Source organism: Actinomadura darangshiensis (assembly GCF_004349235.1).
GTDB lineage: Bacteria > Actinomycetota > Actinomycetes > Streptosporangiales > Streptosporangiaceae > Spirillospora > Spirillospora darangshiensis.
This window is the reverse complement of sequence record NZ_SMKY01000003.1, coordinates 54,134-80,371: the sequence shown is the minus strand read 5'-3', so window position 1 is coordinate 80,371 and position 26,238 is coordinate 54,134. Positions and strand designations below refer to the sequence as shown.

General features: G+C 73.4%; 25 protein-coding genes and 2 pseudogenes. 12 read left to right on the top strand and 15 right to left on the bottom strand.

Annotation, left to right across the window (positions count from 1 at the left end):
• The first annotated feature begins 114 nt into the window (after positions 1-114).
• Positions 115-954 (top strand): hypothetical protein, encoded by an 840-nt coding sequence (locus tag E1293_RS01425; RefSeq protein ID WP_132192910.1) that lies wholly within the window; start codon positions 115-117, stop codon positions 952-954.
• Here the strand turns inward: E1293_RS01425 and E1293_RS01420 are convergent.
• From E1293_RS01420 to E1293_RS01390, 7 genes are all read right to left on the bottom strand, one after another.
• Complete coding sequence (locus E1293_RS01420) at positions 951-2,438, bottom strand: FAD-binding oxidoreductase (protein ID WP_132192908.1); 1,488 nt, start codon at positions 2,436-2,438, stop codon at positions 951-953. The two genes, E1293_RS01425 and E1293_RS01420, sit on opposite strands and share 4 nt — an antisense overlap.
• A 55-nt stretch (positions 2,439-2,493) precedes the next feature.
• Positions 2,494-4,026, bottom strand: coding sequence for a serine/threonine-protein kinase (locus E1293_RS01415; protein ID WP_243715955.1), 1,533 nt, complete (start codon positions 4,024-4,026; stop codon positions 2,494-2,496).
• Positions 4,027-4,066: 40 nt separating this feature from the next.
• Positions 4,067-5,071: a ribosome small subunit-dependent GTPase A gene (gene rsgA, locus E1293_RS01410; protein WP_132192948.1), complete on the bottom strand. Its 1,005-nt coding sequence runs from the start codon at positions 5,069-5,071 to the stop codon at positions 4,067-4,069.
• 17 nt (positions 5,072-5,088) lie between these two features.
• Complete coding sequence (aroA, locus tag E1293_RS01405) at positions 5,089-6,360, bottom strand: 3-phosphoshikimate 1-carboxyvinyltransferase (protein WP_132192904.1); 1,272 nt, start codon at positions 6,358-6,360, stop codon at positions 5,089-5,091.
• A 40-nt stretch (positions 6,361-6,400) separates the two neighbouring features.
• Positions 6,401-7,117 carry an anti-sigma factor family protein gene (locus E1293_RS01400; RefSeq protein ID WP_132192902.1) on the bottom strand — a complete coding sequence of 239 codons (717 nt, stop codon included), beginning with the start codon at positions 7,115-7,117 and terminating at the stop codon, positions 6,401-6,403.
• Complete coding sequence (locus tag E1293_RS01395) at positions 7,114-7,719, bottom strand: sigma-70 family RNA polymerase sigma factor (protein WP_132192900.1); 606 nt, start codon at positions 7,717-7,719, stop codon at positions 7,114-7,116. Before E1293_RS01395 ends, E1293_RS01400 begins: the two co-directional genes overlap by 4 nt.
• Positions 7,720-7,844: 125 nt before the next feature.
• On the bottom strand, positions 7,845-8,693 hold the full coding sequence (locus tag E1293_RS01390) for a DoxX family protein (protein WP_132192898.1): 849 nt from the start codon (positions 8,691-8,693) through the stop codon (positions 7,845-7,847).
• A gap of 52 nt (positions 8,694-8,745) precedes the next feature.
• Between E1293_RS01390 and E1293_RS01385 the strand changes: the two genes are divergently transcribed.
• Together E1293_RS01385 and E1293_RS01380 are read left to right on the top strand one after the other, a co-directional pair.
• Positions 8,746-9,588 (top strand): SOS response-associated peptidase, encoded by an 843-nt coding sequence (locus E1293_RS01385; protein WP_165978039.1) that lies wholly within the window; start codon positions 8,746-8,748, stop codon positions 9,586-9,588.
• 33 nt (positions 9,589-9,621) lie between these two features.
• Entirely contained in the window at positions 9,622-9,948 is a 327-nt protein-coding gene (locus E1293_RS01380; protein ID WP_165978038.1) for a TraR/DksA family transcriptional regulator, read from the top strand.
• Positions 9,949-10,000: 52 nt separating this feature from the next.
• Here E1293_RS01380 and E1293_RS01375 read toward each other — a convergent pair whose 3' ends face one another.
• On the bottom strand, positions 10,001-10,804 hold the full coding sequence (locus E1293_RS01375) for a class I SAM-dependent methyltransferase (protein WP_341770166.1): 804 nt from the start codon (positions 10,802-10,804) through the stop codon (positions 10,001-10,003).
• A 179-nt stretch (positions 10,805-10,983) separates the two neighbouring features.
• Between E1293_RS01375 and E1293_RS01370 the strand changes: the two genes are divergently transcribed.
• From E1293_RS01370 to E1293_RS49190, 5 genes are all read left to right on the top strand, one after another.
• Positions 10,984-11,739: a sigma-70 family RNA polymerase sigma factor gene (locus E1293_RS01370; protein ID WP_243715954.1), complete on the top strand. Its 756-nt coding sequence runs from the start codon at positions 10,984-10,986 to the stop codon at positions 11,737-11,739.
• On the top strand, positions 11,736-12,032 hold the full coding sequence (rsrA, locus tag E1293_RS01365; protein ID WP_207938609.1) for a mycothiol system anti-sigma-R factor: 297 nt from the start codon (positions 11,736-11,738) through the stop codon (positions 12,030-12,032). Before E1293_RS01370 ends, rsrA begins: the two co-directional genes overlap by 4 nt.
• Before the next feature lie 19 nt (positions 12,033-12,051).
• Positions 12,052-12,978 (top strand): NAD-dependent epimerase/dehydratase family protein, encoded by a 927-nt coding sequence (locus E1293_RS01360; protein WP_132192894.1) that lies wholly within the window; start codon positions 12,052-12,054, stop codon positions 12,976-12,978.
• A 522-nt stretch (positions 12,979-13,500) separates the two neighbouring features.
• Entirely contained in the window at positions 13,501-14,850 is a 1,350-nt protein-coding gene (locus tag E1293_RS01355) for an HD-GYP domain-containing protein (protein WP_132192892.1), read from the top strand.
• Positions 14,851-14,888: 38 nt separating this feature from the next.
• The gene (locus E1293_RS49190) at positions 14,889-16,217 is read left to right on the top strand and encodes an HD-GYP domain-containing protein (protein WP_132192890.1); all 1,329 of its coding nucleotides are present in this window, start codon (positions 14,889-14,891) and stop codon (positions 16,215-16,217) included.
• Positions 16,218-16,267: 50 nt separating this feature from the next.
• Here the strand turns inward: E1293_RS49190 and E1293_RS49185 are convergent.
• Positions 16,268-17,464, bottom strand: a pseudogene (locus tag E1293_RS49185) (bifunctional copper resistance protein CopD/cytochrome c oxidase assembly protein); the annotation flags it as partial.
• An 818-nt stretch (positions 17,465-18,282) separates the two neighbouring features.
• Here E1293_RS49185 and E1293_RS50620 point away from each other — a divergent pair.
• Both E1293_RS50620 and E1293_RS49175 read left to right on the top strand, forming a co-directional pair.
• Positions 18,283-18,693 (top strand): annotated as a pseudogene (locus tag E1293_RS50620) (SPFH domain-containing protein); the annotation flags it as partial.
• A 109-nt stretch (positions 18,694-18,802) separates the two neighbouring features.
• The gene (locus E1293_RS49175; protein ID WP_132192886.1) at positions 18,803-19,183 is read left to right on the top strand and encodes a hypothetical protein; all 381 of its coding nucleotides are present in this window, start codon (positions 18,803-18,805) and stop codon (positions 19,181-19,183) included.
• 15 nt (positions 19,184-19,198) lie between these two features.
• Here E1293_RS49175 and E1293_RS01330 read toward each other — a convergent pair whose 3' ends face one another.
• From E1293_RS01330 to E1293_RS01310, 5 genes are read right to left on the bottom strand one after another with little or no spacing between them, the layout of a single operon-like run.
• Positions 19,199-20,467: a cytochrome P450 gene (locus E1293_RS01330; RefSeq protein WP_132192884.1), complete on the bottom strand. Its 1,269-nt coding sequence runs from the start codon at positions 20,465-20,467 to the stop codon at positions 19,199-19,201.
• Positions 20,464-21,060, bottom strand: coding sequence for a GTP-binding protein (locus E1293_RS01325; RefSeq protein WP_132192882.1), 597 nt, complete (start codon positions 21,058-21,060; stop codon positions 20,464-20,466). Before E1293_RS01325 ends, E1293_RS01330 begins: the two co-directional genes overlap by 4 nt.
• Entirely contained in the window at positions 21,038-21,394 is a 357-nt protein-coding gene (locus tag E1293_RS01320; RefSeq protein WP_132192880.1) for a DUF742 domain-containing protein, read from the bottom strand. Before E1293_RS01320 ends, E1293_RS01325 begins: the two co-directional genes overlap by 23 nt.
• Positions 21,391-21,825: a roadblock/LC7 domain-containing protein gene (locus E1293_RS01315; RefSeq protein ID WP_243715952.1), complete on the bottom strand. Its 435-nt coding sequence runs from the start codon at positions 21,823-21,825 to the stop codon at positions 21,391-21,393. The genes E1293_RS01320 and E1293_RS01315 overlap by 4 nt, the downstream gene beginning before the upstream one ends.
• Positions 21,822-23,171 (bottom strand): ATP-binding protein, encoded by a 1,350-nt coding sequence (locus E1293_RS01310; RefSeq protein ID WP_132192878.1) that lies wholly within the window; start codon positions 23,169-23,171, stop codon positions 21,822-21,824. The genes E1293_RS01315 and E1293_RS01310 overlap by 4 nt, the downstream gene beginning before the upstream one ends.
• 291 nt (positions 23,172-23,462) lie before the next feature.
• Between E1293_RS01310 and E1293_RS01305 the strand changes: the two genes are divergently transcribed.
• Both E1293_RS01305 and E1293_RS01300 read left to right on the top strand, forming a co-directional pair.
• On the top strand, positions 23,463-24,287 hold the full coding sequence (locus E1293_RS01305) for a helix-turn-helix domain-containing protein (RefSeq protein WP_243715951.1): 825 nt from the start codon (positions 23,463-23,465) through the stop codon (positions 24,285-24,287).
• Positions 24,288-24,390: 103 nt separating this feature from the next.
• The gene (locus E1293_RS01300; RefSeq protein ID WP_132192874.1) at positions 24,391-25,446 is read left to right on the top strand and encodes a LysR family transcriptional regulator; all 1,056 of its coding nucleotides are present in this window, start codon (positions 24,391-24,393) and stop codon (positions 25,444-25,446) included.
• Here the strand turns inward: E1293_RS01300 and E1293_RS01295 are convergent.
• Positions 25,443-26,237 (bottom strand): hypothetical protein, encoded by a 795-nt coding sequence (locus E1293_RS01295; RefSeq protein ID WP_132192872.1) that lies wholly within the window; start codon positions 26,235-26,237, stop codon positions 25,443-25,445. The two genes, E1293_RS01300 and E1293_RS01295, sit on opposite strands and share 4 nt — an antisense overlap.
• Position 26,238 lies beyond the last annotated feature (1 nt).

Sequence of the window (26,238 nt, the reverse complement as noted above, 5' to 3'; positions counted from 1 at the left end):
ACCGCCTGTCCAGACACACTTACCCGGGTCGAACCGGCTTTTCGGTCGCCGCGACGAGGCGCGCCGGGCCGCGGTGACCCCTTTCCCGGGGCGGAGGGTGACAGCATGGGGGCCATGGCGCATGACCTTCCCGACTGGGTGGCCGAGCTGACCGACCCGCGCCGGGCGGCGACGCTCGACGAGCTCGCCGACCGCCTCGTCCCCCTCGCCGAGCACGCGATCGACGTGTCCCGCCGGCTGCAGGCGCAGCTCAACGAGCTCAACGACCCGTTCAAGCGGGAGGCGCTGTACGGCCGCGTGGAACGCCTGAAGGCCCGGGTCGGCGAGGCGCTGGAGGAGATCACCTCCGAGATCGCCGCGTCCGGCGAGGAGCGCATGGAGCGCGTGTGGGCCGACTGGGCCGGCCGCGCGGAGTCCGGCGCACGGGAGCGGGAGCTGCGGCGCAGGCTCGACCGCGACGTCGTGCCGGTGCTGTCCAAGCAGCAGCAGGACGTCGCCGAGCTGGTCGCCGAGCGGACCTCCACCGCGCTGGAGGAGGCGACGCAGATGCTGCTGACCCGCGTCGAGGAGCTGGCGAAGGCCGTCACCGACCTGATCCACGAGGTGCTGCCGCTGGCCCGCGAGGGCCTGACGCTCGCCAGCCGGATCTCGGCCCTGTCGGGCCACGCCCGCAAGTCGGGCCGCGGCCCGGTTCCGGACGACCTGAAGGACGCGGGCGCCGCCACGTCCCGCGCGTTCGACGAGGCCGTGGCGCGGCTGGAGCTGGAGTGGGCGGCGCTCGGGGCCCGGTCGGCGACCGTCCGGGCGGCGCTGCGCGGCGCGGAGGAGAGCGCGTTCAGCCAGGTCACCGAGGAGATGACCCGGTGCGTGGAGGAGCTCGCGCCCCGGCACGTCCAGGCGCTGAACGAGGCCGAGGCCAAGGCGCGCAGCCTCTTCGAGGAGTCGCGGAACTAGACCGCCTGCGGGAAGCGGAACAGCCGTCCCGGGTCGCGGGCCGCTTTGATCTTGCGGAGCCGGTCCAGGTTGGGGCCGTAGTAGGCGCGCCCCCAGTCCTTGAGGCCGGAGTCGATGTAGTTCACGTAGGCGGCCCCGCCCAGGTGGGGCTCCATGGCGTCGTGGGTGCCGGACAGCCAGGACTCGTCGGGCGCGAGGTACTGGACGCAGAACAGGCCCTCCCGGTGCGGGAAGGCCGTGTCGCCGGGGGCGGCCCGCGCTATCGCGGCGCCCATCGCGTCCATGAGCACCGACCGGTCGCCGACGTCGCCGCCTTCGTCGAAGCGGTCGAGGAGGGCGCCGATGGCCTCGTCGGAAAGCGGCTTGTAGGCGATGTGCGACTTTCCCGAGTAGTCGGTCCGGGGGAAGGCGCCGTCGGCTCGCAGACCCGGGAGGTCGCCCTGCCCGTGGCACTGGCCGGTGGTCTGGCCCGCGCATCCGCCCATGAACTTCATCGCGTCCAGGTAGGGGCGGCTCCGGGCGCCGGACGACACCGGATCCGCGCCTATCGCGGACGTCAGCCGCTCCATGTGCTTCTCCGCGCCCGCGAGTGCGAGGCCGGTGACCTCGATGCTCGGCGTGCCCTGATCGGGTCGCGTGTCGAGGTGGAGGCTCGTCCAGACCTCGCCCGGCGCGTCCGGTGCCCAGCGCTGCCAGCCGCGGATCACGTCGGCGGCCCTCGACCAGGGCCAGCGCATGCTGAACGGCGTCACGTCACCGGCCTCGTGCGTCCGGAACGTGAACGACACCGCGACCCCGAAGTTGCCGCCGCCCCCGCCCCGGCACGCCCAGAACAGGTCGGCGTTCTGCCGCGCGTCGCAGGTCAGGACACGTCCGTCCGCTGTGACGACCTGGACCGACTCCAGGACGTCGCACGACAGCCCGTACGCTCGCGACGTCACGCCCAGGCCGCCGCCCAGCGTCAGCCCTGCCACCCCGACCGTCGGGCAGCTTCCGGACGGGACGCTCACGCCGTCGGCGGCGAGCTTGTCGTAAAGGTCGATCAGACGCGTCCCGGCGCCGACGACGGCATGGTTCCCGTCGCGCTTCACAGCGTCCATGGGGGAGACGTCGATGACGAGACCCGTTCCCGTGGACCAGCCCGCATAGCTGTGGCCGCCGCAACGCACCGCGACCGGCATACGCTTCAGCGTCGCGAACGCTATGCACTCCGAGACGTCCTGCGGGTTCTCGCAGTACGCGATGCCGGCCGGGCGGACGCGGTCGAAACGCGGGATGTAGAGCCGCCTGGCCTTCGCGTAAGAGGCGTCGGACGGCCGGACCAGCTTCCCGTCCAGGCCGCGCTCCAGGGCGTTCCAGTCGGCCGGACCGGTCGGCCGAGGCGGCGAAGACGGGCGGCCATGCGGGGACGGGTTCTCCTCCGAGCACCCGGCGGCGGCCAGCGTGCCGAGAATCGTCGCCTTGAGCACCGTTCGCCGCTCCATGCGGCCATTGTCGCCGCGACCGGACTCCGGCGTCCGGCGGTCTCCGTTTCCGTCGTCAGGCCAGCGGCCGCAACGTCTTCAGGAAGGTGTCGTAGTAGGGGAGCGTCTTGCCCCAGACCTTCTCGTCGGACGCCAGAAGCGCCTGGTAGTAGGCAGCGTCGTACTTGAAGACCCGGATCCGGCACCGGGCGGGCCTGCCGTGCTCCTCGAACGTGAACTCCAGCTCCGCCGCCCCGCCCATGTAGGAGATGTCCCTTGTGAACCTCTGCTGCTGGTAGCCGGGGTACTCCGAGTCCTTTTGGAAGCTCTCCGCCGTCGACCGGAGCGCGTCCCCCGGAGTGCCGGCGAACAGGGCCGCGGAGAGCCGCTGGAGCGAGATTCCGCGCGCCCCCTGGGAGGACTCAGTGAAGGTCGCGTCGTCGCCGGTCGCGTCCTTCTTCCAGCCCTTTGGGACGGCCGCTTGGAAGACCGAGCCGCGGTACAGGTCGTAACCGGCGGGCACGGTGGCGCTCGATCCCGGCGATGAGTTCGATCCCGACGACGGCGACGACGAGCCGCTGCGGCCCGGCTGGTCGTTCCCGCCGTCGTTGACGAACACCACGATCGAGACGACGGCGGCGAGGAGTGCGGCCGTGAAGATCCCCGCCGGGACCACCAGCGGCCACCGCACCCGCCGCCGCGGCGCCGGCGGGACGGTCGATGCCCCGCCCGACTCGGCCGTCGTCGGCGGGGCGGGCGGCTGCAACGTCACGTTGTGCGGCGCGGACGGCATCGGGACGGGCGAGACCTGCGCGGCCTGGCGGAGCAGCGGCCCGGCCTCCCCGGGCCCCATCCGCTGCTCGGGGTCCTTGCGGAGCAGCCCGTACAGGACGGGCGTGAGCGGGCCCGCGAGCCGGAGCGGGTCGGGGTCGTCCGACAGCAGGGCCGCCATCACGCCCCACACGTCCGGGCGCCGGTACGGCGGGCGCCCCTCGGCCGCCGCGTACAGCGTCGCGCCCAGCGACCACAGGTCCGACGCGGGCGTGGCCTTCTGGTGCCGGGCCTGCTCGGGCGCCAGGTAGGCGGGCGACCCGACGACGGCGCCGGCCTGGGTGAGGGTCTCGTCGCCCGCCATCGTCGCGATCCCGAAGTCGGTGAGGACGGCCCGGCCGCGCGGCAGCAGCACGTTCCCCGGCTTGACGTCCCGGTGCACGACCCCGGCGGCGTGCGCGGCGCCCAGCGCGTCCAGCAGGTCGAGCCCGATCGCCGCGACCCGGGCCGGCGGCAGCGGCCCCTCCCGCGCGATGACCTTGTCCAGGCCCTCCGCCCGGACGAGCTGCATCACGATCCAGGGCCGGTCGTCCTCCTCCACGACGTCGAACACCGTCACGATGCCGGGATGGTCGAGCCGCGCCGCCGACCGCGCCTCCCGGAACGTCCGCGCGTAGAGGCGCTCGACCTGCGACTCGTCCAGGCCCTGCGGCAGCGACACCTCCTTGACCGCCACCTCGCGTCCGAGCGTGCGGTCCCGGGCCCGCCACACGGTGCCCATCCCGCCGCGCCCGAGCGCCTCCAGCAGCTCGTAACGCGCCGCGATCACCCGACTCATGAAGCCGACCATACCGACGTGAGCCGCCCGCCGTCGTGCGCTATTCGGGGTCTTCGCGGGCCTTCAGGAGGCGGCGGAGGGAGTCCAGGCGGGCCTGGGAGGCGTGGCCCTCGGCGACCCAGGCGTCCAGGCCGCAGTTCTCCTGGCGGTGGTCGCAGTGCGGCGGGCAGCGTTCGGCGGCGCCCTCGGCGAGGTCCTCGAACGCGTTGATCACGTTCTCGGGGCCGACGTGCGCGAGGCCGAAGCTGCGGACGCCCGGGGTGTCGATGATCCAGCCGTCCCCGCCGGGGAGCCGCAGCGCGATCGCCGAGGAGGAGGTGTGCCGGCCGCGGCCGGTGACCGCGTTGACGTGGCTGACGGCGCGCTCGGCGTCCGGGACGAGGGCGTTCACCAGCGTCGACTTGCCGACCCCCGAGTGGCCGACGAGGACGCTCACCCGGCCGGCGAGGTGGCCGCGGAGGTCGTCCAGGTCGCCGCCGCGCCGGGTCACCACGTAGGGGACGCCGAGCGGGGCGTACTCGGCGATCAGCCCGCCGGCGTCGGCGAGGTCGGCCTTGGTCAGGCAGAGCAGCGGGTCCATGCCGGCGTCGTAGCCGGCGACGAGCTGCCGGTCGATCATCCGGGGGCGCGGCTCCGGGTCGGCCAGCGCCGTCACGATGACCAGCTGGTCGGCGTTCGCGACGACGATCCGCTCGAACGGGTCGGTGTCGTCGGCGGTGCGGCGCAGCGACGACGTGCGCGGCTCGACCCGGACGATCCGGGCCAGGGTGTCCGGGGCGCCGGAGACGTCCCCGACGAGCGCGACGCGGTCGCCCACGACGACGCCCTTGCGGCCCAGCTCGCGGGCCCGCATCGCGGTGACGTCGCGCTCGTCGCCGGTGCCGGGGTCCACCAGGCAGCGGTACCGGCCGCGGTCCACCGCGGCCACGAACCCGGGCGAGGCGTCCTCGTGCGCGGGACGGCGGCGGGTGCGCGGACGCGACCCGCGGCGCCCGGGGCGCACCCGGACGTCGTCCTCGTCGTAGTCGCTCGTTCGTCGTGCCAGTGGTCCGGTCCCTGCTGTCAGGCGGGCGCGAGCATCGACGCCCACTGCCGGGTGAAGTTCGGAAGAGTCTTGCCCACGGTGCCCGGATTCTCCACTTCGATGCCGGGAACGGCCAGTCCGAGCACGGCCGCGGCCATGACCATCCGGTGGTCGTCGTAGGTGTGGAACACGCCGCCGCGCAGGGGGCGCGGCCGGATCTCCAGGCCGTCCGGCAGCTCGGCGGCGTCGCCGCCCAGCGCGTTGATCTCGGCGGCCAGCGCGGCGAGCCGGTCGGTCTCGTGGCCGCGCAGGTGCGCGATGCCCGTCAGCCTGGACGGCGAGTCCGCCAGCGCGCAGACCGCCGCGAGCACCGGCGTCAGCTCGCCGACCTCGTGCAGGTCGGCGTCCAGCCCGGCGAAGCGGCCGGTACCGCGCACGGTGAGGCCGTCCGGGCCGCGGGACACCTCGGCGCCCATCGCGGCGAGCAGGCCGCGCAGCGCGTCGCCCGGCTGCGTCGTCTCCGCCGGCCAGCCGGGCACGGTCACCCGGCCGCCCGCGACGAGCGCGGCGCCGAGGAACTGCGCGGCGTTCGACAGGTCGGGCTCGATCGCCCATGTCTCGCGGTGCAGCGGCCCCGGCACGACGCGCCAGGCGTTCTCGTCCGTCTCGACCGCCGCCCCCGCCTCGCGGAGCATGGCGACGGTCATCGCCAGGTGCGCGCCCGACGGGACGGGCGGCCCCTCGTGCCTGACCTCCACGCCCTTCTCGAAGCGCGGCGCGGCCAGCAGCAGCCCCGACACCAGCTGGGACGACCCGGACGCGTCGATCACGACCTCGCCGCCGCTCACCGAGCCCGTCCCGCGCACGGTGAAGGGCAGCGCGCCGCGGCCGCCGTCGTCGATCGCCGCGCCGAGCGTCCGCAGCGCCGTGATGATCGGGCCCATCGGACGTTCGCGGGCGCGCGGGTCGCCGTCCACCGACACCTCGCCGGCGGCGAGCGCGGCGACCGGCGGCAGGAAGCGCATCACCGTCCCGGCGAGCCCGGTGTCCACCCGGGCGGGGCCTCGCAGCTCTCCTGGCAGGACCCGCCAGTCCGCACCGTCCTCGTCCACGCCGACACCGAGCGAGCGCAGCGCGGCGGCCATCAGGTCGGTGTCGCGGCTGCGCAGCGGCCGGACGATCCGGCCCGGCGCGGTGCCCAGCGCCGCCAGGACCAGCGCCCGGTTGGTCATCGACTTCGAGCCGGGCAGCGGCACGGCGGCGTCCACCGGAGCATGGGCGACCGGGGCGGACCAGTGCGGAGAGGACATGCCCCAAGGTTATCGGGCCGGGACCGCGGGCCCGAGGGCATTAAAGCGGGATGGTCAGCAGCGTCCCGCCGTCGTCGAGGCGGACGACGAACTTGCTGATCTGGTCGCGGGTGAGGCCCGTCCCACCCTGCATGACCAGCGGCTTCGGTGCGCCGGACACGCCATAGCCCTTGTCGGGGACGCGCCAGCCGGCGACGACACTGCGCTCACCGTCCCGCGACACCGCCTCCAGGTGGCACCGCAGCGGCCCCTTGATGCCGCGCAGCTCCAGGCCGACCTGCGTGCCCCAGCCCTTGTCGACCAGGCCGACCGTCCCGGACGCGCCCGTGCTCGCGTTCGCGGCGTGGAACCGGTCGCCGGTGATGGCCTGCGCGGGCGGCGGCTTCTCAGGGGAGCCGTCGCCGTTCAGCGCCGTCCCGATCCCGACGCCGGCGGCCAGCGCGACGGCGGCGGCAGCGGCGCCCACCAGGTACGCGGCGCGCCGGAAGCGGCGGTGGTCGGCGCGCCGGCCGCGCCGCATCATGTCGATCACCGGGGCCGGGGCCGGGGGCGGCTCGTCCTCGCCCGCCTCCAGACCCGGTTCGGCGGTCTCGCCGCCGAGCTCGACCAGGGCGCCGGCCGCCCCGGACAGCTCCCGCAGCTCGGCCTGGCACGATCCGCACACCCGCAGATGGGCCTCGAACGCATGCCGGTCGCCGGCTTCCAGAAGGCCCAGCGCGTAGGCGCCGACATCGGTGTGCTCGACCTGGGAACTCATGACGTCACCCCCCTCTCCTCCAAGGCGACGCGCAAGGCGCGCAGCGCGTAGTACACGCGTGACTTGACCGTCCCGACCGGGATGCCGAGGTACTCGGCGGCCTGGTTCACCGTCCGGTCGCGCAGCACCGTCTCCAGCAGCGCCTGCCGGTGCGCGGGCGACAGCGACTCCAGCGCCTCCGTCACCACCACCTTGCGGAGCAGCGCGTCCATCTCGTCCGCCATCGGCAGGTTCTCCAGGGGGCCGTCGCCGACCTCCGGCGGCCTCACCTCGCGCTGCCGCCGGTTGTCGATCACGATACGCCGGGAGACCGTGGCCAGCCACGGCATCAGCGAGGACGTCCGGTCGTCGAGCCGGTCCGCGCTGCGCCATGCCCGGATCATGGTCTCCTGCACCACGTCCTCGGCCCACGGGCGGTCACCGCCGGTCAGCCGCAGGACGAACGCGAGGAGGGGCCGATGGTACTCGCGGTACAGCGCGGCCACCATGTCCTCGTCGCGCACGGGCGGGTCGTGCGGCTGCGCGTGCCGCGCCGCGCCGGGGCGGCGGAGCAGGCTCCGCAACCCGCCGCTCTGGCGGCCGGTCGGTCCGGGAACTGCCATGGCCGGGGCGTCTCCGTCGTGAATACTCGTGCGAGAAGGCGGTCACCTGGCAGTACGGGACCATCGCGGCGCACGGTTCAACGCTCTTGAGGCTCTTTTAAGGTTTCCTTCGGAAAGTGCGTCGGTCAGCGCTTGACCGCCTGCAGGACCTTGCCCGTCTGGACGGCCGTGCCCGACCTGACGGTCTTGGCGCCCTTCACGGCCTTCGCGGCCTGGGTCGCCGTGCCGGCCTTGATCGACTTGCCCGCGGCCTTGCCCGTCTGCACGGCCTTGCCGGCCTGCTTCCCGGCCTGCAGGTAGGGACCGCCGCCCCGGCCCTTGGCGCCGCCGCGACGGGAGAGCCGGCCGATCTTGAAGGCTCCGGCCGACTTGGCGGCGTTCGCGCTCCTGGACAGCCTCGCGGCCTTCTTCGCGGCCTTGCGTCCGCCCTCGGCGCGGGCGACGCGCACCTGCCGGGCCGCCTCGCGGCGCGCGTCCCGCAGCGTGGCGGCGGCCTCGCGGCGCATGGCCTTGGCCTCGGCGCCGCCCTTGATCTGCGTCTCCCGGGCCGCGCGGCGCAGCTCCGCGGTGCGCGGCGAGCGGCGCGGCTCGGTCGCCACCATGAGCAGCGCGCCGAACAGGCCGGCGTTCTTCAGCAGGTGGGAGCGCTCGTCGGCGCGGCGCTCCGGTTCGTTCTCGGTCCAGAAGCGGTGCTCGGTCGCCAGCGCGGGGATCATCTGCGCGGCGAGCAGCAGGGTGGTGAGCCGGCGGAACCTGCCGGTCAGCAGCAGCGCGCCGGTGCCGAGGCTGAGGGCGCCCTGCATGCGGACGAGGGTCTCCGGGTCCTTCGGCAGCCAGTCGATGCGGTCGGCGACCGGCTTGACCGCGGGGCCGACCCGCTCGGCGCGCTCGCGCGGATCCCGGACGGCGTCCAGGCCGGACATGATGAAGGGCGCCGCCACGAACGGGCGGGCCAGGGTCGTGAAGGGTCGCATGACCCGCTACATGCCCAGCGCGCCGCGCCTCAAGCGCGGCAGGATGGGACCCATGTGCGGACGCTATGCCACCACCCGTGCGCGGCAGGAGCTGCTGGACGAGTTCCAGGTGCAGCTCGACGCGGTCGACGGGGACATCCAGCCCGACTACAACGTGGCCCCTACCAAGCAGGTTCCGGTCATTCTGAACCGGCGGCCCAAAGACGAACCCGACGAGGCGCCGGCGGTGCGCCAGCTGCGGACGGTCCGGTGGGGGCTCGTCCCGTCCTGGGCCAAGGACGTCTCGATCGGCTCCCGGATGATCAACGCGCGGTTCGAGACGGTGCACGAGAAGCCGTCGTTCCGCCGCGCGTTCGCCCGGCGCCGCTGCCTGCTGCCCGCCGACGGCTACTTCGAGTGGTACACGCTCCAGGACCAGGACGGCGCGCCCGACCCGGCCGAGGGCGAGAAGAAGGCCAAGAAGAAGAAGCCGCAGAAGCAGCCGTACTTCATCCGCCCGAACGACGGCGAGGTCATGGCGATGGCGGGCCTTTACGAGCTGTGGAAGTCGCCCGAGGGCGGTTCCGGGGGGTCTGGGGGGTCGTCCTCTCAGATCGGACCAGGCGAGTGGCTGTGGACGTGCACCGTCATCACCACCGACGCGCCCGACGACCTCGGCCGGATCCACGACCGGATGCCGATGGTCGTCGAGCCGGACCGCTGGGACGCCTGGCTGGATCCCGCGCTCACCGGCACCGAGGAGGTGCGCGGCCTGCTGGTGCCCGCGATGGCCGGGACAATGGACGCCTACCCGGTGTCAAAGTTGGTCAACAGCGTGCGAAACAACGGCCCGGAACTCATAGATCCGGCGATTTCTGGGGATAGTTCCGGCAACCATTCCGACAGTTTGTTCTGAGCCGGGGGCCCACCGGGAGGAGTTCGCAGCGCCGTGGACACCGCCGTCGCCCGTTCCCGCCTCGAAGCCATGCTCGCCGACCTGGACCGTTCCATCGCCATTCTGCGCGGGGAGAGCCCGGAGCGCGACGATTCCGCCGCGGACGCGGGCGCCGTCCTCACCGCCCACGACCGGGTCGAGGCGGCGCTGGACTCGCTCGAACGCCACCGCGGCGGCGTGGCCGCGGCGCTGGAGCGGATCGCCGCCGGCGCCTACGGCCGCTGCGTCGGCTGCGGCGCCCCCGTCCCCGAGGGCCGGCTGGAGGTCCGCCCCGACGCCGCCCGCTGCCTCCCCTGCCAGACCAGGCACGACCGCCGTTGACTTGCGGCGTGTTGCCGTCAAGCGACCGCTCATAACGGCAACACGCCGCAAGTCAACGGGGTTTGCGGGCGCTTGCGAGGAGGTGGATGCCCAGGGACTCGTCCGTCTGGTGGGCGTTCAGTTCCGTGCGGACCAGACGGGGGAGGGCTCTTGGCGACTCGGTCAGGACGTGCTCCACCATCGACGGTGACAGGACCGTGCGGGGCTTGATCCACTCGACCTCCAGGCCCGCCTCGGCGAGCAGCTCGCGGAGCTGGTGGGACGAGAAGGAGCGCGTGATCGTCCCGTCCGGCCAGGGCACGAGGACGACCTCGGCGCTCGGGACGTCCGACAGGTGCGCCCAGTAGTTCCGCTCGGCCAGCAGCGCCATGCCCAGGGTGAGGGAGTCGACGCAGAGCAGCACCCGGCCGCCGGGGCGCAGCACCCGGGCGACCTCGCCGATCGTGGCCTCGGTGGCCAGATGGCGCGACAGCACGCGGTTCTCGGCGATCACGGCGTCCAGGGAGGCGTCGGCGAGGTAGGAGAGCGTCCCGGAGTCGCCGATCAGCGGGACGGTGCCGGCGGTGGGGCCCGGAGCGGGGTCACCCGGGCCCGTGCGTCTCGCACGTTCGGGGTCGCGCACCTCCAGCACCGCGTGGCCCGCCGCCGCGGCCTGGGCCGCGCTGTGTCCGTGGCCTCCCGAGACGTCCAGCACGCGGGACGGCCTGCGCGGCAGCCACCGGGTGAGCTGGGCGTCCGCCACCGCCCTGTAGAACGTCCAGTAGCGCGCCAGGGAGTCCCCTGACCCGTCTCCGGAGGTGTCGCGCAGGCTGGCGATGGTGGGCTCGGAAGGTTGCGCCGAAGGCACCGAGTGCACCAATTGCTCCTGTTCTAGCCGTGTACGTCACATCTTTCCCCGTCCGGGCCCGCTCATCACCCTGAGTGAGGGACGAGTCGGACGACCCGGTGGCCGATGCGCCGCCCCGGCCGGGGAATCGGCGCGCGCACCTCGGTGTTGCACCGTTTCACAGCCCACCACAGCGGAGGTGCATGCCGATGACCACAGCCGTCGCCGACCAGCAGCGGAGAGCCGGCGCGCCGGCGTCCGGCGGCGACGCACGGGCACCCGCACGCGTCGGCAGGCCGCGGGGACCGATATCGTCTGTGGGGTACGGCGCCGGCAAGGGCGCCGCCACAGCCGAGGAGGTGGGTCAGGTCCCGGGCACCACGGAGACCGTGGAGCAGCGCCAAGAACGTTTCCAGCGCGACGTGCTCCCGTTCTTGGACCAGCTTTACTCGGCCGCGCTGCGCATGACGCGCAACCCGGCCGACGCCGAGGACCTCGTCCAGGAGACCTTCGCCAAGGCGTTCGCGTCCTTCCACCAGTTCAAGGAGGGCACGAACCTCAAGGCGTGGCTCTACCGCATCCTGACCAACACGTTCATCAACTCCTACCGCAAGAAGCAGCGCCAGCCCCAGCAGGCCGCCACCGAGGACATCGAGGACTGGCAGATCGCGCGCGCCGAGTCGCACACCTCCAGCGGGCTGAAGTCCGCGGAGGCCGAGGCACTGGAGCACCTGCCCGACTCCGACGTGAAGCGGGCGCTGCAGGACCTGCCGGAGGAGTTCCGCATCGCCGTGTACCTCGCCGACGTCGAGGGGTTCGCGTACAAGGAGATCGCCGAGATCATGGGCACGCCCATCGGCACGGTGATGTCCCGGTTGCACCGCGGCCGGCGCCAGCTGCGCGGCATGCTGGAGGACTACGCTGACGAGCGCGGGCTCACCCGAGCGAGCAGGGGATCATCATGAGCTGCGGCAACCACCACGAGACGCCCTGCGACGAGGTCCTCGCCCGGGTCTACACCTATCTCGACGGTGAGCTCGACCAGGGCGGCTGCGGCGAGGTGCGCCAGCACCTCGACGAGTGCGGGCCCTGCCTGCGCGAGTACGGGCTCGAAGAGGCCGTCAAGAAGATCGTGAACAAGTCCTGCGGCTGCGAGCAGGCCCCGACCGACCTGCGCGCCAAGGTGCTCGGCCGGATCGAGGAGATCTGCGGCGAGATCAAGGCGTCCGGCGGGGCCGACAAGTCCGAGAGCGCCTGAGCCCCGGTATCTTCTTCGGGTGCTCGCACTCGTCACCGGCGCGGCCGGATTCATCGGGTCCCATCTCGTCGACCGGCTCGTCGCGGACGGCCACGAGGTCATCGGCGTGGACGACATGTCGTCCGGCGCCAACGTCCGGCCGGGCGTGGAGCTGTGGGAGATGGACGTCGCCGACCCGGCGCTCGCCGAGCGGGCGGCGGTCCGCCGTCCCGAGGTGATCTGCCACCTCGCCGCGCAGGTCAGCGTCCGGTTCAGCGTGGCCGACCCGCTGGGCGACGCCCGCACCAACGTGGTCGGGACGGCCGGCGTGCTGGAGGCCGCGCGGGCGGCGGGCGCCCGCAAGGTGGTGTTCACCTCCAGCTGCGCGGTGTACGGGGTGCCGGACGCGCTGCCCGTCCCGGCGGACGCCGAGCTGCGGCCCGCCTCGCCGTACGCGGCGTCGAAGGTCTCCGGCGAGATCTACGCCGGGATGTACCGGCAGCTGCACGGGATCGACTTCACGACGCTGACGCTGGCGAACGTCTACGGGCCGCGGCAGACGCCCGAGGGCGAGGCCGGGGTCATCTCCATCTTCACGGACGCGCTGCTGGCCGGCCGTCCGACCAAGGTGTTCGGCGACGGCTCGCAGACCCGCGACTACGTCTACGTCCTGGACGTCGTCGACGCGTTCGCCCGCGCGGCCGGGGACGCGGGCGGCGGGCGGCGCCTCAACGTCGGCACCGGCCTGCAGACCACCGACCGGGACCTGCACTCGCTCGTCGCCGGGTCGGCGGGCGCGCCGGACGACCCGGAGTTCGCGCCGCCGCGGCTGGGCGACCTGCCCGCGATGTCCATCGACCCGCGCGAGACGCGCGAGGCGCTCGGCTGGGAGCCGGCGGTGGGCCTGCCCGAGGGGCTCGCCGAGACGGTCGCCTGGGCGCGGGAGCGGAACGCTTCGCGGGACTGAATGGTCCACTTGCCGTAAACCGGTCGGATGTCTTTTTCCGGCCTTTCCTTGGCCCATCAATGTGCGATCGCAGATGCACGTGCATTTCGATTGTGCATGCGCATTGCCATGGCGGTACGGGCGCTTTCCGCCGGGACAATTGATCACTAAAGGTGACGATTGGTTCACTCTTTGCTCACGTTTTCCCGCATGCCTGTGTGACCTGGGCAGTTCGCGTTAGGCTTGTGCCGAAATCAGCGACGGGAGCACGTGCACGCCCGGGAATTCGGGGTATGTGCTCGCCCGGGAAACCTGGACCGCACCGGTCCAGGCGGCCGGCCGCCAGGCCGGACGGCCCGGTTCGGCTGGGGGGGAGGCAAGGAGCCATGCGCAAGCGCGTGACGCCGGACGGACACGGCCGGCGCCCGAGCGTCCTGTCGTCGTCGCTGATGATGACCAAGGGCGTGTCCTGGGTGTAGGTGCCGGCAGGCACGTGCGAGCCCGGCGGCGGCCCGCCATGAGTCACTCCCCGAGGGGCGGCAAATGCGTGGACTACCTCTCGCTGCCTGGGCGTACGTCTGCGGCGTGGTCGCCCTCGCGGCGGGCCTCATCGCGACGTCGTCCTTCGCGGATCTCGACTGGACCAAGCTGGCCGTCCTGGCCCTGCTGTTCCTGATCTGCGACTCGGCGCCCGCGCGGCTGAACATCACGCGGGCCAGGGTGTCGCTCAGCTTCGCCGCGAGCCTGGCCTCGGTGGTGCTGCTCGGCCCGGTCGGCGCCGCGCTCCTCGGCCTGTGCGCGCTGGTCACCGGGCAGCGGTTCTTCGCCCCGGTCAAGCGGGTCTTCAACGGCGCGCAGTTCGCGCTCAGCGGCTTCATCGCCGGAACGGTCTTCAACCTCCTCGGCGGCGACCGGTTCCACCCCGAGCAGGCCCGCTGGGTGGAGAACGTCATCGGGCCGTTCCTCGGCGCGCTGGTCGCCTTCGTCCTGGTCAACCTCGCGCTGATGGCCGGGGTGCTGCTCGCCAGCCGGCAGGCCGCGCCGCGCGAGCTGCTGCACGAGTACGGCCAGCTCGCCGTCGGCTGCCTCGGCTACGGCATGGTCGGGCTGCTGATCGCCGGGCTGTGGCCGGGGGTCGGGCCGTTCGCCGCCGTCCTCGTCCTGCTCCCGCTGTTCATCGCCCGCTGGGCGATGGACCAGGCGTACGCGCAGCAGCAGGCGCACGCCGCGACGCTCGCCTCGCTCTGCCAGGCGGTCGAGACCAAGGACTTCTACACCCGCGGCCATTCCGAGCGCGTCTCCCGCGGCTCGGTGATGATCGCCCAGGAGATCGGGATGCGCGCCGACCGGGTCGAGGCGATCCGGTACGCGGGGATGCTGCACGACGTCGGCAAGCTCGGCGTCCCGACGAAGGTGCTGCAGAAGTCCGGCTCGCTCACCGAGGAGGAGTTCGCCGCGATCCAGCTGCACCCGATGCGCGGGCTGGAGATCGTCCGGGAGATCGGGTTCCTGGACGAGGCGCTCGCCGGCATCATGCACCACCACGAGAAGATGAACGGCCGCGGCTACCCGATGGGCCTCGCCGGGGACGAGATCCCCGAGTTCGCCCGGGTCATCTCCGTCGCCGACGCGTTCGACTCGATGACCTCGAACCGCTCCTACCGGGCCGCCCGCACCAAGGAGGAGGCCATCGAGGAGCTGCGCCGGGGGATGGGCGACCACTTCGACCCGGCGATGGTGGAGGCGTTCCTCCAGGCGCTGGAGCGGGACGGCTGGGAGCCGCCGCGGCCGGTCGTCCTGCCCGACGACGACATCGTCGAGACCACCCAGCAGGACCACGACGACCCGAGCACGCCGCTGCGGGTCGCCGGCGGCGACGAAGCGCGCCGGTGACAGGACGTTGATGACGGGACGTTGGTGACGGGACGTTCATGAGCAGTCAGATCCGCGACCGCGAGCGGGCGGCGTGGCAGACCATCGACTCCGGCCAGCTGCTGCTGATCGCCACCGCCGGGCTGTTCGTGATCGTCGCGATCACCGAGGTCGCGGCGGTCGGGCTCGAACAGCCCGACATCGCGATCATCTTCGGCGTGCTGATCTCGCTGGGCGAGCTGTTCCGCATGGTGATGCCGGGCAACCGGGAGGTCGCGCCGATCGCCAGCGCCGGCGCGATGGGCTACGCGCTGCTGGTCGGCGTCGGCCCGGAGGGCGCGGGCCCGGACGCGCGGCTCGGCGTGGTCGCGGCCGGACACTCGGCGCTCCAGGTCGTCGCCGTCACCGCGGCCGGCATGCTGATCGGCTCGCTGCCGCACGTCGCGGTGGGCCGCTCGCCGCGGCCGGACGCGATGGCCCGGCGGCTGTTCACCGTCGCGGTCGTCGCGCTGTGCTTCCGCCCGCTGCTGTCGCTCGACCTGGCCTGGCAGCTGCTGCTCGCTGTGATGTGCCTGGTGGTGGTGCTGTCCTGCTTCACCGACGTGCTGATCGCCGCGATGATCCGGGCGGAGACCGTGCGGGCGCGGTTCGGCATCGCGCTGCGCGACGAGATCGACGCGAAGCTGGCGCTGTGCGCCGCGACCAGCGCGACCGCCATGCTGATCGCGGTCGCGACGACCGCGATGGGCGAGGCCGCCCTGCTGATCTTCACGGTGCCGATCCTGGTGACGCAGTTCGCGTTCCGCCGCTACGCCGGGATCCGCGCGACGTACCTGCAGACCGTCCGGGCGCTGTCGCGGGTCACCGAGGTCGGCGGGTACGTCGAGACGGGGCACTCGCGGCGGGTGTCGATGCTCGCGGTCCAGATGGGGCGCGAGCTCGGCATGTCGGAGGAGGAGCTGCTCGAACTGGAGTACGCGGCCCTCATGCACGACATCGGGCAGCTGTCGCTCGGCGACCCGATCCCGGGCGGCGCGACCGTGCTGGCGTCCCCGGCCGAGCAGCGCCGGATCGCCGAGCTGGGCGCCGAGGTGATCAAGCAGACCGGGGTCCTGGACCGGGTCGCGCACATCGTCCAGCTGTCGTCGCACCCCTACCGGACGGGGCGCGAGCCCGTCGCCGACTCGGGGGAGCGGCCGCTCCCGCCGCCGCTCGCCGGCCGCATCATCAAGGTCGCCAACGCCTACGACGACCTGGTCGGCGACTCCGCCGACCGGGACAGGGGCGCCGCGGTGCTGGAGCGGCTGCGGCTGGACTCCGCCGCCGAGTACGACCCGACGGTGGTGGAGGCGCTCAGCCGGGTCGTCGACCGGCGCCCCCGCCAGTAGAGCTCGTGGGCCACCGCCACCGCGAGGGTGAACGCGGCGGTGAGCGTCCACAGCAGCAGGGCGCCGAGGTGCTGGTCGTCCAGCGGTGACGCGCCCCAGCGGCGGCCGAGGTGCTCGTACCAGCCGCCGAGGACGGTCCCGTTCCGCATCAGCGCGAGCCCGGCGATGACGTGCAGCGGCAGGACGGCGAACGGCATCAGCGTGCCCGTCGTCCCGTGGAAGTACGCCAGCCCGATGACCAGGAAGACGGCCAGCGCGAGCGAGTGCAGCGCGTGGTTGCCGAGGGACGGCGCGAACAGCGGCGACACGTACCACGCGTAGAGGCTGAGCAGGAGCAGCAGCGGTGAGACGGCCGGGTGGGCGAGCAACCGCAGCCCCCGGCTGCCGGCGGTGGCGGCGACCAGCGTCCGGCTCTCGCCTCGCAGCGCCTTGAGCGCGAGCCGGACCGGCGCCCCGTAGAGCAGCAGCACCGGGGCGACCACCCCGACGAGGACGTGCTGGAGCGCGTGCGCGCTGAACAGGACCATGCTGTACCGGGAGATCCCGCCGCACGTGGCGAGCAGCACGACGAGGAGCCCGGCGTCCCAGCAGGCGATCCGCCGCCACGGCCAGTCCTGCACCCGCGCGACGCCCGCCCCGTACAGGACGGCCCCGGCCAGGATGACGACGAAGAAGAGCGGGTCGATCCACCAGTTCAGCAGGTAGGGGCCGGGCCCGGCGGGGCCGGGCAGCGGGAAGCCGAGCCGCAGCGTGACGACGTTCAGGGTGCCCGGGTCGATCTCGGGCGGGGGAGTGCGGGACAGCCCGGTGGCGAGCGCCATCGTGGCGGCCATGACGAGGACCTCGACGGTTCCGAGGCGCAGGAACGGGCGGCCGCCCGTCCCGTCCCGCAGCGCGGGGATCGTGGCGCGGCGGTGCCACCAGCCCATCGCGCCGAGCGCGCAGAGCGCGACGCCCTTCGCGACGACCAGCGCCCCGTACCGCGACCCGAGGTGGACGCCGCCGAGCCGCACCCAGGCGTTCACGGCGCCGCTGACCCCGACGACGGCGAACGCCGCGAGGGCCAGCGCGCTGTAGCGCCCGATGATCTGCGGAAGGCGGTCGCGGACGTCGGGCGCGATGGTGACGAGCGCGACGAGCCCGCCGACCCACAGCGCGACGCCGGCGACGTGCGCGACGAGGCTGTAGACGGCGAGCGCGTGGTTCTCGCCGCTCGCCGCGTGCCCGGTGAACAGCGGCGGGAGCATCCCGGCGAGCGCGCCCGCCAGCAGGTACCCGGCGCCGCCCTCGGCGCGGGGAAGGCTCGCCGCGACCGCCAGGACGACCCCGGCGGCGAGGACGAGGAGCAGCCCCCGGCCCTGCGGCAGCTCGATCAGGAACGTCCGCATCATGTCGCCGGTGAGGCGGGTGACGCCGACCCCGAACAGGTCCAGGACGGTGAACACGATCAGCGCCAGCGTGCACACCGCCCACGCCATCGCGGTGAGGGACGCCGCGCGCAGGCACCGGCGGCCGGTAGCGGACGACCCGGGCACGAACACGGCCGCGACCAGCAGCCACCCGACGGTCAGGACGGCCGCGACGTTGCCGCCGAGCTTGGACACCGAGAGGCCGACCTTGGTCAGCGCCCCTGCCTGCGACAACCCGGGCGTCGCGGTCTCGCTGAACGCCCCGCCCAGGCGGATGACGAGCGCGAGGACGACCAGCGCTATCGCCGCGGCGCCGATGGCGAGCATCGGCTTGTCGGTCCGGGGTGCCTGCTGCGTCGCCTCATGTGTTGCCACGGCCCGAAATACGTACACACCCGGGCGGAGGGTTCATTACTGTATCCGCTGTATTTATTGCAGTGCCCTCCTCCTTCGGGCCCTAGAGGGCCCTCCATCGTCGGGCACTGCGTGCGATCGCTGCATCGCATCCGACTCGCCTAGCGGCTCGCTGCGCGATCAGGGTCTCGCTTCGCTCGCCCCTGCCTTCGGACGCGATCGCGACGACTGGGGTTGTTGCGTGGCTGAGCCGGTGGCTGGGGAGGTCGTGTCCGTCTGCCGCTTTCTGGCGGTGGAAGAACGTGCTCGTCCCGCCGAACGCGTTCGTCGTGCACACCTGGCGCGGGCGGGCGGAGCCGCTGCACATCGGGCTCGGGGTGTCGTTCCGGTTCAACCCGGCCACGGACTCGTTCCTCGTGGTGCCGGGCGTGACCCAGACGATCCTGATCAACGCGTACTGCATCTGCCGGGAACTGCAGGGCGTGCTCGTCCAGGGCTACGTGCAGTGGATCATCCAGGACTTCGGCACCGCGTACCGCAAGCTCGACTTCGGCGACGCCGACGACCCGATGCGGGTGGTGAACCTCCAGCTCCGCGAGCAGGCGGAGGCCGCGATCAAGGACAAGGTCGCCACCATGGGGGTGCGGGACGTCCTGTCCGACAAGCAGCCGATCATCGAGGAGCTGACCGCCTGGCTGCGCGGTGTCGCCGAGGGCGAGGAGAGCGGCGACCAGGGGCTCGGGCTCCGCATCGTCACGGTGCAGATCAAGGAGGCCGTGGTCAGCTCGTCCGGCTCTGGCCGAGCGGGGCAGATCGCGGCTGGTGGAGCCGGAGGCCGGGGAGGCCGTCGGGCAGCGCGAGATGGCCGCGGCCCGCGTCCAGGAGACGCAGCGGCTGGAGCACGAGCGGGAGCTGGCCGAGCTGCGCGCCCGCAACGAGTCGCAGCTGTTCGGCACCGAGGCGGCGGAGAAGCTGCGCCGCACGCGGCGCGAGCACGACGACACCCGCGAGGTCGCCGAGCTACAGACCGAGACGACGCGGCACGAGCAGCCGCTGTTCGGCACCGAGAGGCGGAGAAGTTGCGCCACATCGGTGAACGGCCAGGGATACCGGCTCGGCTTCCTCAGCCACCGGCCCAGCCACGCAACAGCCCCAGGCGTTGCGATCGCGTCCGAAGGCAGGTTCGAGCTTGCGAGAACCTGATCGCGCAGCGAGCCGCTAGGCGAGCCGGAGCGCTGCAGCGATCGCCGCAGTGCCCGCTGAAGGAGGGCCCCCAGGGCCCGACGCCGAGGGCGGTGCAATGAACACGACCGGGAGGGCGGTCAGGGCGCGGTGGAACGGGCCCGGCCGCCACTCCAGCCGGTCCGCGGGGACGGCCAGGTCCACGTCGGGCAGCCGGTCGAGGAGCTGCTCGATCGCCACCGACGCGATGAGCCGGGACTGGCTCTTGGCCGGGCAGTTGTGCGGCCCGCCGGTGTAGGACAGGTGGGCGCGGTTGCCCTTGCGGTCGGCCGTCCAGCGGGACGGGTCGGTGTTCGCGGCGGCGTAGCTGATCAGGACGGGCTGGTGCGCGGGCAGCCGGTACCCGTGGAAGTCGATGTCCTGGCGGGGGAACGTGGTCCCGTAGTTGGCCATCGGCGGGTCGGTCCAGAGGATCTCGTCGAGCGCGTCCTCGACGGGCAGCGCGCCGGCGGACAGGTCGCCGCCGAACCGGTCGTCGGACAGCAGCAGCAGGATCCCGTTGGCGATGAGGTTCTGCTCCGGCTCGGTGCCGGCGCCGACGAGCAGCGTGAGCTGCTGGTTCATCTCGAAGTCGTCGAGCCCGGCGGGGTGGCTCATCATCCAGGACGTCACGTCCGCGCCCGGCTTCGCGCGCTTGTGCGCCACGAGCTCGTCGCCGGCCTCCATGAGCAGCGCGTTGCCCTCCTCGGCGGAGACGGTGTCGAAGATCGCGCTCATCCCGCGGACGAGCTTGTCGCCGATGGCGTGCGGGCAGCCGAACAGCTCGTTGAACACCAGCAGCGGCAGCGTGCGGGCGTACTGGCCGATCAGGTCGGCCTTGCCGTCGGCGGCGAACCGGCCGATGAGGGTGTCGGCGGTGCGCTGGACGTCCTCGCGGAGCTTGACCGGGTCGATCCGGTCGAGGCTGTCGACGATCGCCGACCGCAGCCGGGCGTGCACGGCGCCGTTGGTGAACAGGGCGCTGGGCCGCGACATCATCATCGGCAGCACCGGGCACTCGGGCCCGACCTCCTCCTCCCACACCTCGCTGCAGCGCGGGAACGTGCCGGGGTCGCGGAGGATCTCCAGCGCGGCGTCGTAGCCGACGACGAGCGTCGCCGGCACGCCCGGCGCCAGCTCGACGGGGGCGAGGTCGCCGTGCGCGCGCATCCGGGCGTAGGCGCGCTGCGGGTCCCTGGCGAACTCCGGGCCGTACAGGGCGATGCGCTCGGGCCCGGCCTGGACGTCTGCGTGGTCGAGGGTCACGGTGTCTCCGCGTCGAGGGTCAGCAGGTGGTCGACGAGCGAGATCAGCGCCTCGGTGGACGACCGGCGGTCGCGGGCGTCGCAGGTGATCAGCGGCGTGGTCGCCGCGAGGTCGAGGGCCTCGCGGACCTCCTCGTCCGGGAACCGGGGGGAGCCGTCGAAGTGGTTGACGGCGACCGCGTACGGGAGCCCCTGCTTCTCCACGATGTCCATGACCGCGAACGACTCCTTGAGCCGGGCGGTGTCCACCAGGATCAGCGCGCCGAGGGCGCCGCGCGCCAGGTCGTCCCACAGCCGGGTGAAGCGCTGCTGGCCGGGCGCCCCGAACAGGTAGAGGACGAGGTCGTCGCTGAGGGTGAGGCGGCCGAAGTCCATCGCGACGGTGGTGGTCGTCTTGTCCCTGATGCCGGCGAGGTCGTCCACGGACGCGCCGGCCTGCGTCATCCGCTCCTCGGTGCGCAGCGGGCGGATCTCCGACAGCGTGCCGACGTAGGTGGTCTTGCCGACGGCGAAATGCCCCACGATGAGGACCTTGACGGCCGTGCGTACGCTGTCGCGCACGTAGGGCGTGTCAGAGGCGAGCGCGGAGTCCATCGAGCACCTCCTGCAGGAGCCGGACCTTGGACTGCTGGGCGGCGGGCGCGGTGGCCCGGGTGGTGAGGTGCCCGCTGTCGACGAGGTCGGACAGCAGCACCTTGGCGACCCCGACGGGCAGGCCGAGGTGCCCGGCGATCTCGGCGACCGACAGCGCGCCGCCGCGGCACAGCTCGACGATGCGGAGCTTCTCCGGGGACAGGCCCGCCCGCGGCAGGTCGCCGGCGGCGATCACGAGGGTGACGAGGTCGAACACGTTGCGGGTCGGGTGCGCCCGGCCGCCGGTGACGACGTGCGGGCGGACCAGGGACCGCTCGTTCCGGCGCGGGCTCATGCGGGACGGCCCGCGCCCGGACGCGGCGGGCTGGTCATCTCCTTGCCCAGCCGCTGCACGAGTTCCTGGAGCCGGAACGACACGGTCTCCATGTCGACGCGCTGCGTCGCCGACACCGAGAGGTAGGCGCCGGGGCCGGCGGCGACGAGGAACACGTACCCGTCGTCGAACTCGTTGACCGTCTGCCGCCAGGTGGTGTCGGCGTTCCCGCAGAACTCGGCGGTGCTGCGGGCGAGTGACTGCAGGCCCGCCATGCCCGCAGCCTGCCGCTCCGCCTCGTCCCGGCTGATCCGCTCGGAGTGCGCCATGAGCAGCCCGTCGGCGGACAGCAGGATCGCGTAGCGGGTCTCCGGCATCCGCAGCGCATCGTCGAGCATCCACCCGAGCCGGTTCGTACCGTCGTCCATCGCGCCGTTCCACCCCTCGTTCATGGCCGCAGGTCCTTGCTCTCGATGCCGGGGCCGTCCGCGTCGGGCGCGGCGGCGGCGCGGCCGGACCGTGTCCCGCGCTGCCAGGCGCCGAGGCCCGCGGCGGTCTCCCGGGCCGGCCGGGCCGCCGGCCACTCCCCGGTGCCGCGGGCGCCGGCCTCCTCCGGGCCGCCGCCGGCCGTGTCGCCTGCCGCGTCGGCGGGACGTTCGGCGACCGCGACGCGGCTGCGCTTCGGCAGCCCGCCCGCCGTGGCCGGTACGTCCGTCCCGGCGGCGGGCGCGGTCTGCTCCTGCTCCTGCTCCTCGGCCGGACGGGCCGAGGCGGCCGGTCCGGGCCGCCGCTCGTCGGGCAGGTCGGCCAGCAGCGCGGCCGGCACGAACACGACGGCCCGCACGCCGCCGTAGGGGGAGCGGGTGTCGACCGACACCCGGAACCCGTACCGGGCGGCGAGGACGCCCGCCACCGCGAACCCGACGCGGGGCGGGTCGCCGAGCCGGTGGATGTCGACGGACGCGTCGCCGGACAGCAGGTCGGCGGCGCGCTGCAACTCCTCGGTGTCCATCGCGACGCCCGCGTCGTCGATCATGATCGCGACGCCGTTGTGCGTGGGCTGGAAGTTGACCTCGACGGTGGTGTCGGGGCGCGAGTGCCGGGCCGCGTTGTCCAGCAGCTCGGCCAGGGTCAGCACGATCGGCTCCACGGCCCGGCTGGTGACCGCGGTGTTCACCGGGCCCTGGAGGTTGACGCGCAGGTAGTCGCGGATGCGGCCGGTCGCGCCGCGCACCACGTCGCTCATCGAGGACGCCGAGCGCTGCTGCCCCGGCCACGACCCGCACAGCACGGCGGTGGCCTGGGCGCGCCGGCCGAGCTGGGCGTTCATGTGGTCGATGCGGAGCAGGTCCTCCAGCACGTCCGGGTCGTCGTGGCGCTCCTGCATGTGCGAGATGGCGAGCTGCTGCTCGTTCGCGAGGCTCTGGACGGCGCGCATCATCGCGCGCAGCGTCGACTTGGCCGACAGGTCGGCCCGCTCGCGGACGCGCGCGGCGGACCCGGCGAACAGCTCGGTCACCGTCGTCAGCGCCTGCCCGTAGGCGGGGGCCTCGCGGTCCAGGTCGTGCAGCGGGCCGGCGACCCGCAGGCCCGGGTTGTGCAGGGACTCCATGAGCTCGGGCAGCCGGACGTCCGCGAGGTGCTTCAGCTCCTTCTCGCGCAGGTCGAGGCCGCGGGCGAGGACGGCGTTCTGCTCGCGGAGGCCGGCCGTCGCCTGCCGTTGCCGTACCAGCTGGACGGCGGCGGCGATGCCGGCGCCGGCCACGACGACGAGCGCCGCCAGGAGGAATGGCTCCATCAGATCCTCGGTGCAGGAATCGGGCGAGGTGGACCGGCCGGTTCCACGACACCCGGTGGACCGCCTCATGGCTGGTGGGGTTGGGGGGCGGCGCGAAGAGGCCGCAGTTTCGGCACCGTAGGACGGGTGCGCGGGGATGCGCTTGTGCTCGCGCGCAGAGATGTTGCCGCCGGGCGCATTGCAAGATCACCCACCGTCTGATTCACGTCACTTTCCGGGGTATTCGCCTGATTCGCCGGTGGCGTGCGTACTACTCTCACGCGGGAGCGATCTTCGGTGGGAGGGCCTGCGGTGGACGACGCGCTCGGCGGGCCCGGCCGGCGGAGCGGCGCCGCCTACCGGCTCGTCCCGTACCCGCCGGACCGCGCCGAGTACGTCCGCACCGCCGGGCAGGCGCGCGGCTACCGGTTCCTGCTGCCGCTGCGCGGCGAGCTGCTCATGACGCAGGACGGCCTGGAGACGCGGCTCGCGCCGGGCACGGGCGGGCTCATCGCCCCGGCGGCGTTCCGGGTCGTCCAGCCGCGGCCGGCCAGGGCGCTCGTCATGACGATCCCGGCGCACGAGATGGACGGCCGGCTGCACGGACCGCCTGTCCCGGTGCCGGGCCTCGACCTGTCCGCGGGCCTCGGCCGCGTCGTCGCCGCCATGGTGCGGGCCGTCGGCGAGGAGCGCGGGACGCTCTCCGCGCCGCAGTTCGACGCCGCCTGCGAGCGGATCACCGAACTGCTGTGCCTGCTCGTCGCCGGGGACCGCGCCGGCGACGCGCACGCGCCCGGCCATCTCGCCGAGGTGGAGGCGGTCGTGCGCCGCCACGTCCGCGAGCACGCCACCGACCCCGGCCTCACCGGCGCCGCGATGGCGCAGGACCTCGGCTGGTCGCTGCGCCAGGTGCAGCTCGCGCTGCAGCGGGCCGGGACGACGCCGCGCGACCTGATCCGCGAGGAGCGGCTGCGGCTCGTCCGGGACCGGCTGCGCAACCCGCTCGACCGGCACGTCACCATCACCGACCTCGCGCACGCGACCGGGTTCTCCTCCGCCAGCGCGCTCAGCCACGCGTTCCGGCGGCGCTTCGGCGTCAGCCCCCGCGAGCTGCGCAACCACGGCGCCCGCGGCTGACTCGATTTCGGCCTGGCACGGATTTCCATTCTGCCGGGGCCGGTCCGGCGTTACGATGCGACCGGACTATTGGACGGGGCGATAACACGGTCAGGAGCGCATCGTGGACCTCGGCCCCCATCACCTCCGGATGATCGAGGCGATCGCCGCGACCGGCAGCATCAGCAAGGCCGCCGCCCGGCTCGGCCTCACCCAGCCCGCCGTCAGCACCCTGCTCCGCCGCGTCGAGGGCCACCTCGGCGTGCAGCTGTTCGTCCGGTCCCCGGAGGGCGTCACGCCGACCCCGGTCGGGGCCGAGGTCGCCACCCGCGCCCGCGCCGCGCTCGCCGGCATCGACGACCTCAACGCCGCCCTCGCGCACCGGCTCCGCGACCCGTCCGCGATGCCGATGCTGCGGGTCGGGGTGCAGGCGTGCCCGGCGCTGACCCGCCTCAGCGACCACTTCGGCTCGCTGTCCCCGGAGTCCCGGCTGCACCTGCGCGTCGATCCCGGCGGCGGGCGCATCCCCGCGCTGCTCGCCTCCGGCACCCTCGACATCGGGCTGTTCCAGGAGCCGGTCGACCGCGTCCCGCGGCCGCGCGACGGCCTCGAACGGCTCGTCCTCGTGGAGTGCGAGCCGCAGCTCGTCGGGATGTCGTCGTCCAGCCCCCTCGCCGCCGGCGCCACAGTAGACCTTGACGACCTCGCCGACCAGGACTGGATTGACGACCCGCTCGACGACGGACCCTGGCCCGCCTACTTCCGCGGCGTCTGCGCGGGCGCCGGGTTCCGGCCGCGGGTGCGGTACTGGGCGACCGACTGGCAGATCTCGGCGTCGTTCATCCGGTCGGGAGGCGCCATCGGCATCTACCAGCCGACCGCGAGCCCCCGCGACGGGGTCGCGTTCCGCCGCATCACCGGCGACCCGCTCGGCCAGCGCGTCGTCCTGATGTGGCGGCCCGAGGCCGAGCAGGCGGCCGGGCGGCTGCGCGGCGTCTTCAACGACGTCTACCTGGACCTCGTCCGGGCCCAGCGCGAGTACGGCACCTGGTGGGACGAGCATCCCGAGGCGCACCCGGCGCTGCCCGTCCCCGCCCTTTCGGGAGCGGGGGCGGGGACGGACGCCGGTGCGGGTCCCGGCGAGGGGGGCGGTCCCCGGGACCCGCGGAAGGGCGGCTAGTAGCTGCCCTGGCGGCGGCGCCGTACGAGGACGACGCCTGCGGCGGTCACCGCGCCGCCCGCCCCGAGCGCCAGCAGAGCGGGCGCCGGGCCCCTGTCCGGCGCCGGATCGCTGACGCCGGTCGCGGGCGAGTAGCCGCCGAGCTTCCCGGACCGCTGGTAAGCGGTGCCCGGGAGTTTGTCGGCGTACCGGGTGTGCACCAGCCTCCGGTACGCCGCCACCGTGACGCCGGACTTGCCGACCGACGACGCGGCGGTGTCGTTGAGCGCGGTGACCCGGCCGTCCTTCAGCCGGTACCACGCGTGGATCTGCGGCTCGGTGAACACCGTGCCGCCCTGCGCCTTCGCCGGGTACACCGCCTCGGCCGTCCCGGAGATGATGTTCATGACCGTCCAGCTCGCACCGGACCCGGTCAGCCACATCGTCGCCCGCTGCCCGCTCGCCGACGTGGCGCCGACCGCCATGTACGCGAACGTCGCGACGGGCGCGTCCTGACCGCCCTTCACGAACGCGGGGTTCAGCGAGTAGACGCGCTGGACGTGCCCCTGGAGCTTCGGCGCCTTGGCCTGCGCCGCCGCCTTGGACACGCCCTGGTTCGTCAGCTGACCGCGGTTGTGCTGGTCCAGATGGACGAAGAACCGCCCGAGCTTCTGCTGCGCCGCCGGCGCCGCGGCGGCCTTCGCGGCCGCGGCCTCGTCGGAGGACGGACCGGACGCCATCGCCGCGGTACCGCCCATCAGGACCGTCCCGCCGATCGCGGCTCCGGCCGCGACCTTCGCTGTGAACCGCATG

What these genes read in the sequence shown, in the direction of transcription:
- E1293_RS01295 (WP_132192872.1), bottom strand. Translation starts at nt 26,237, where the DNA reads ATGCGGTTCACAGCGAAGGTCGCGGCCGGAGCCGCGATCGGCGGGACG.
- E1293_RS01425 (WP_132192910.1), top strand. Translation starts at nt 115, where the DNA reads ATGGCGCATGACCTTCCCGACTGGGTGGCCGAGCTGACCGACCCGCGC.
- E1293_RS49190 (WP_132192890.1), top strand. Translation starts at nt 14,889, where the DNA reads ATGAGCAGTCAGATCCGCGACCGCGAGCGGGCGGCGTGGCAGACCATC.
- E1293_RS01320 (WP_132192880.1), bottom strand. Translation starts at nt 21,394, where the DNA reads ATGAGCCCGCGCCGGAACGAGCGGTCCCTGGTCCGCCCGCACGTCGTC.
- E1293_RS01400 (WP_132192902.1), bottom strand. Translation starts at nt 7,117, where the DNA reads ATGAGTTCCCAGGTCGAGCACACCGATGTCGGCGCCTACGCGCTGGGC.
- E1293_RS01325 (WP_132192882.1), bottom strand. Translation starts at nt 21,060, where the DNA reads ATGGACTCCGCGCTCGCCTCTGACACGCCCTACGTGCGCGACAGCGTA.
- E1293_RS01390 (WP_132192898.1), bottom strand. Translation starts at nt 8,693, where the DNA reads ATGCGACCCTTCACGACCCTGGCCCGCCCGTTCGTGGCGGCGCCCTTC.
- E1293_RS01355 (WP_132192892.1), top strand. Translation starts at nt 13,501, where the DNA reads ATGCGTGGACTACCTCTCGCTGCCTGGGCGTACGTCTGCGGCGTGGTC.
- E1293_RS01415 (WP_243715955.1), bottom strand. Translation starts at nt 4,026, where the DNA reads ATGAGTCGGGTGATCGCGGCGCGTTACGAGCTGCTGGAGGCGCTCGGG.
- rsrA (WP_207938609.1), top strand. Translation starts at nt 11,736, where the DNA reads ATGAGCTGCGGCAACCACCACGAGACGCCCTGCGACGAGGTCCTCGCC.
- E1293_RS01310 (WP_132192878.1), bottom strand. Translation starts at nt 23,171, where the DNA reads ATGGAGCCATTCCTCCTGGCGGCGCTCGTCGTCGTGGCCGGCGCCGGC.
- aroA (WP_132192904.1), bottom strand. Translation starts at nt 6,360, where the DNA reads ATGTCCTCTCCGCACTGGTCCGCCCCGGTCGCCCATGCTCCGGTGGAC.
- E1293_RS01385 (WP_165978039.1), top strand. Translation starts at nt 8,746, where the DNA reads ATGTGCGGACGCTATGCCACCACCCGTGCGCGGCAGGAGCTGCTGGAC.
- E1293_RS01420 (WP_132192908.1), bottom strand. Translation starts at nt 2,438, where the DNA reads ATGGAGCGGCGAACGGTGCTCAAGGCGACGATTCTCGGCACGCTGGCC.
- E1293_RS01395 (WP_132192900.1), bottom strand. Translation starts at nt 7,719, where the DNA reads ATGGCAGTTCCCGGACCGACCGGCCGCCAGAGCGGCGGGTTGCGGAGC.
- E1293_RS01370 (WP_243715954.1), top strand. Translation starts at nt 10,984, where the DNA reads ATGACCACAGCCGTCGCCGACCAGCAGCGGAGAGCCGGCGCGCCGGCG.
- E1293_RS01315 (WP_243715952.1), bottom strand. Translation starts at nt 21,825, where the DNA reads ATGAACGAGGGGTGGAACGGCGCGATGGACGACGGTACGAACCGGCTC.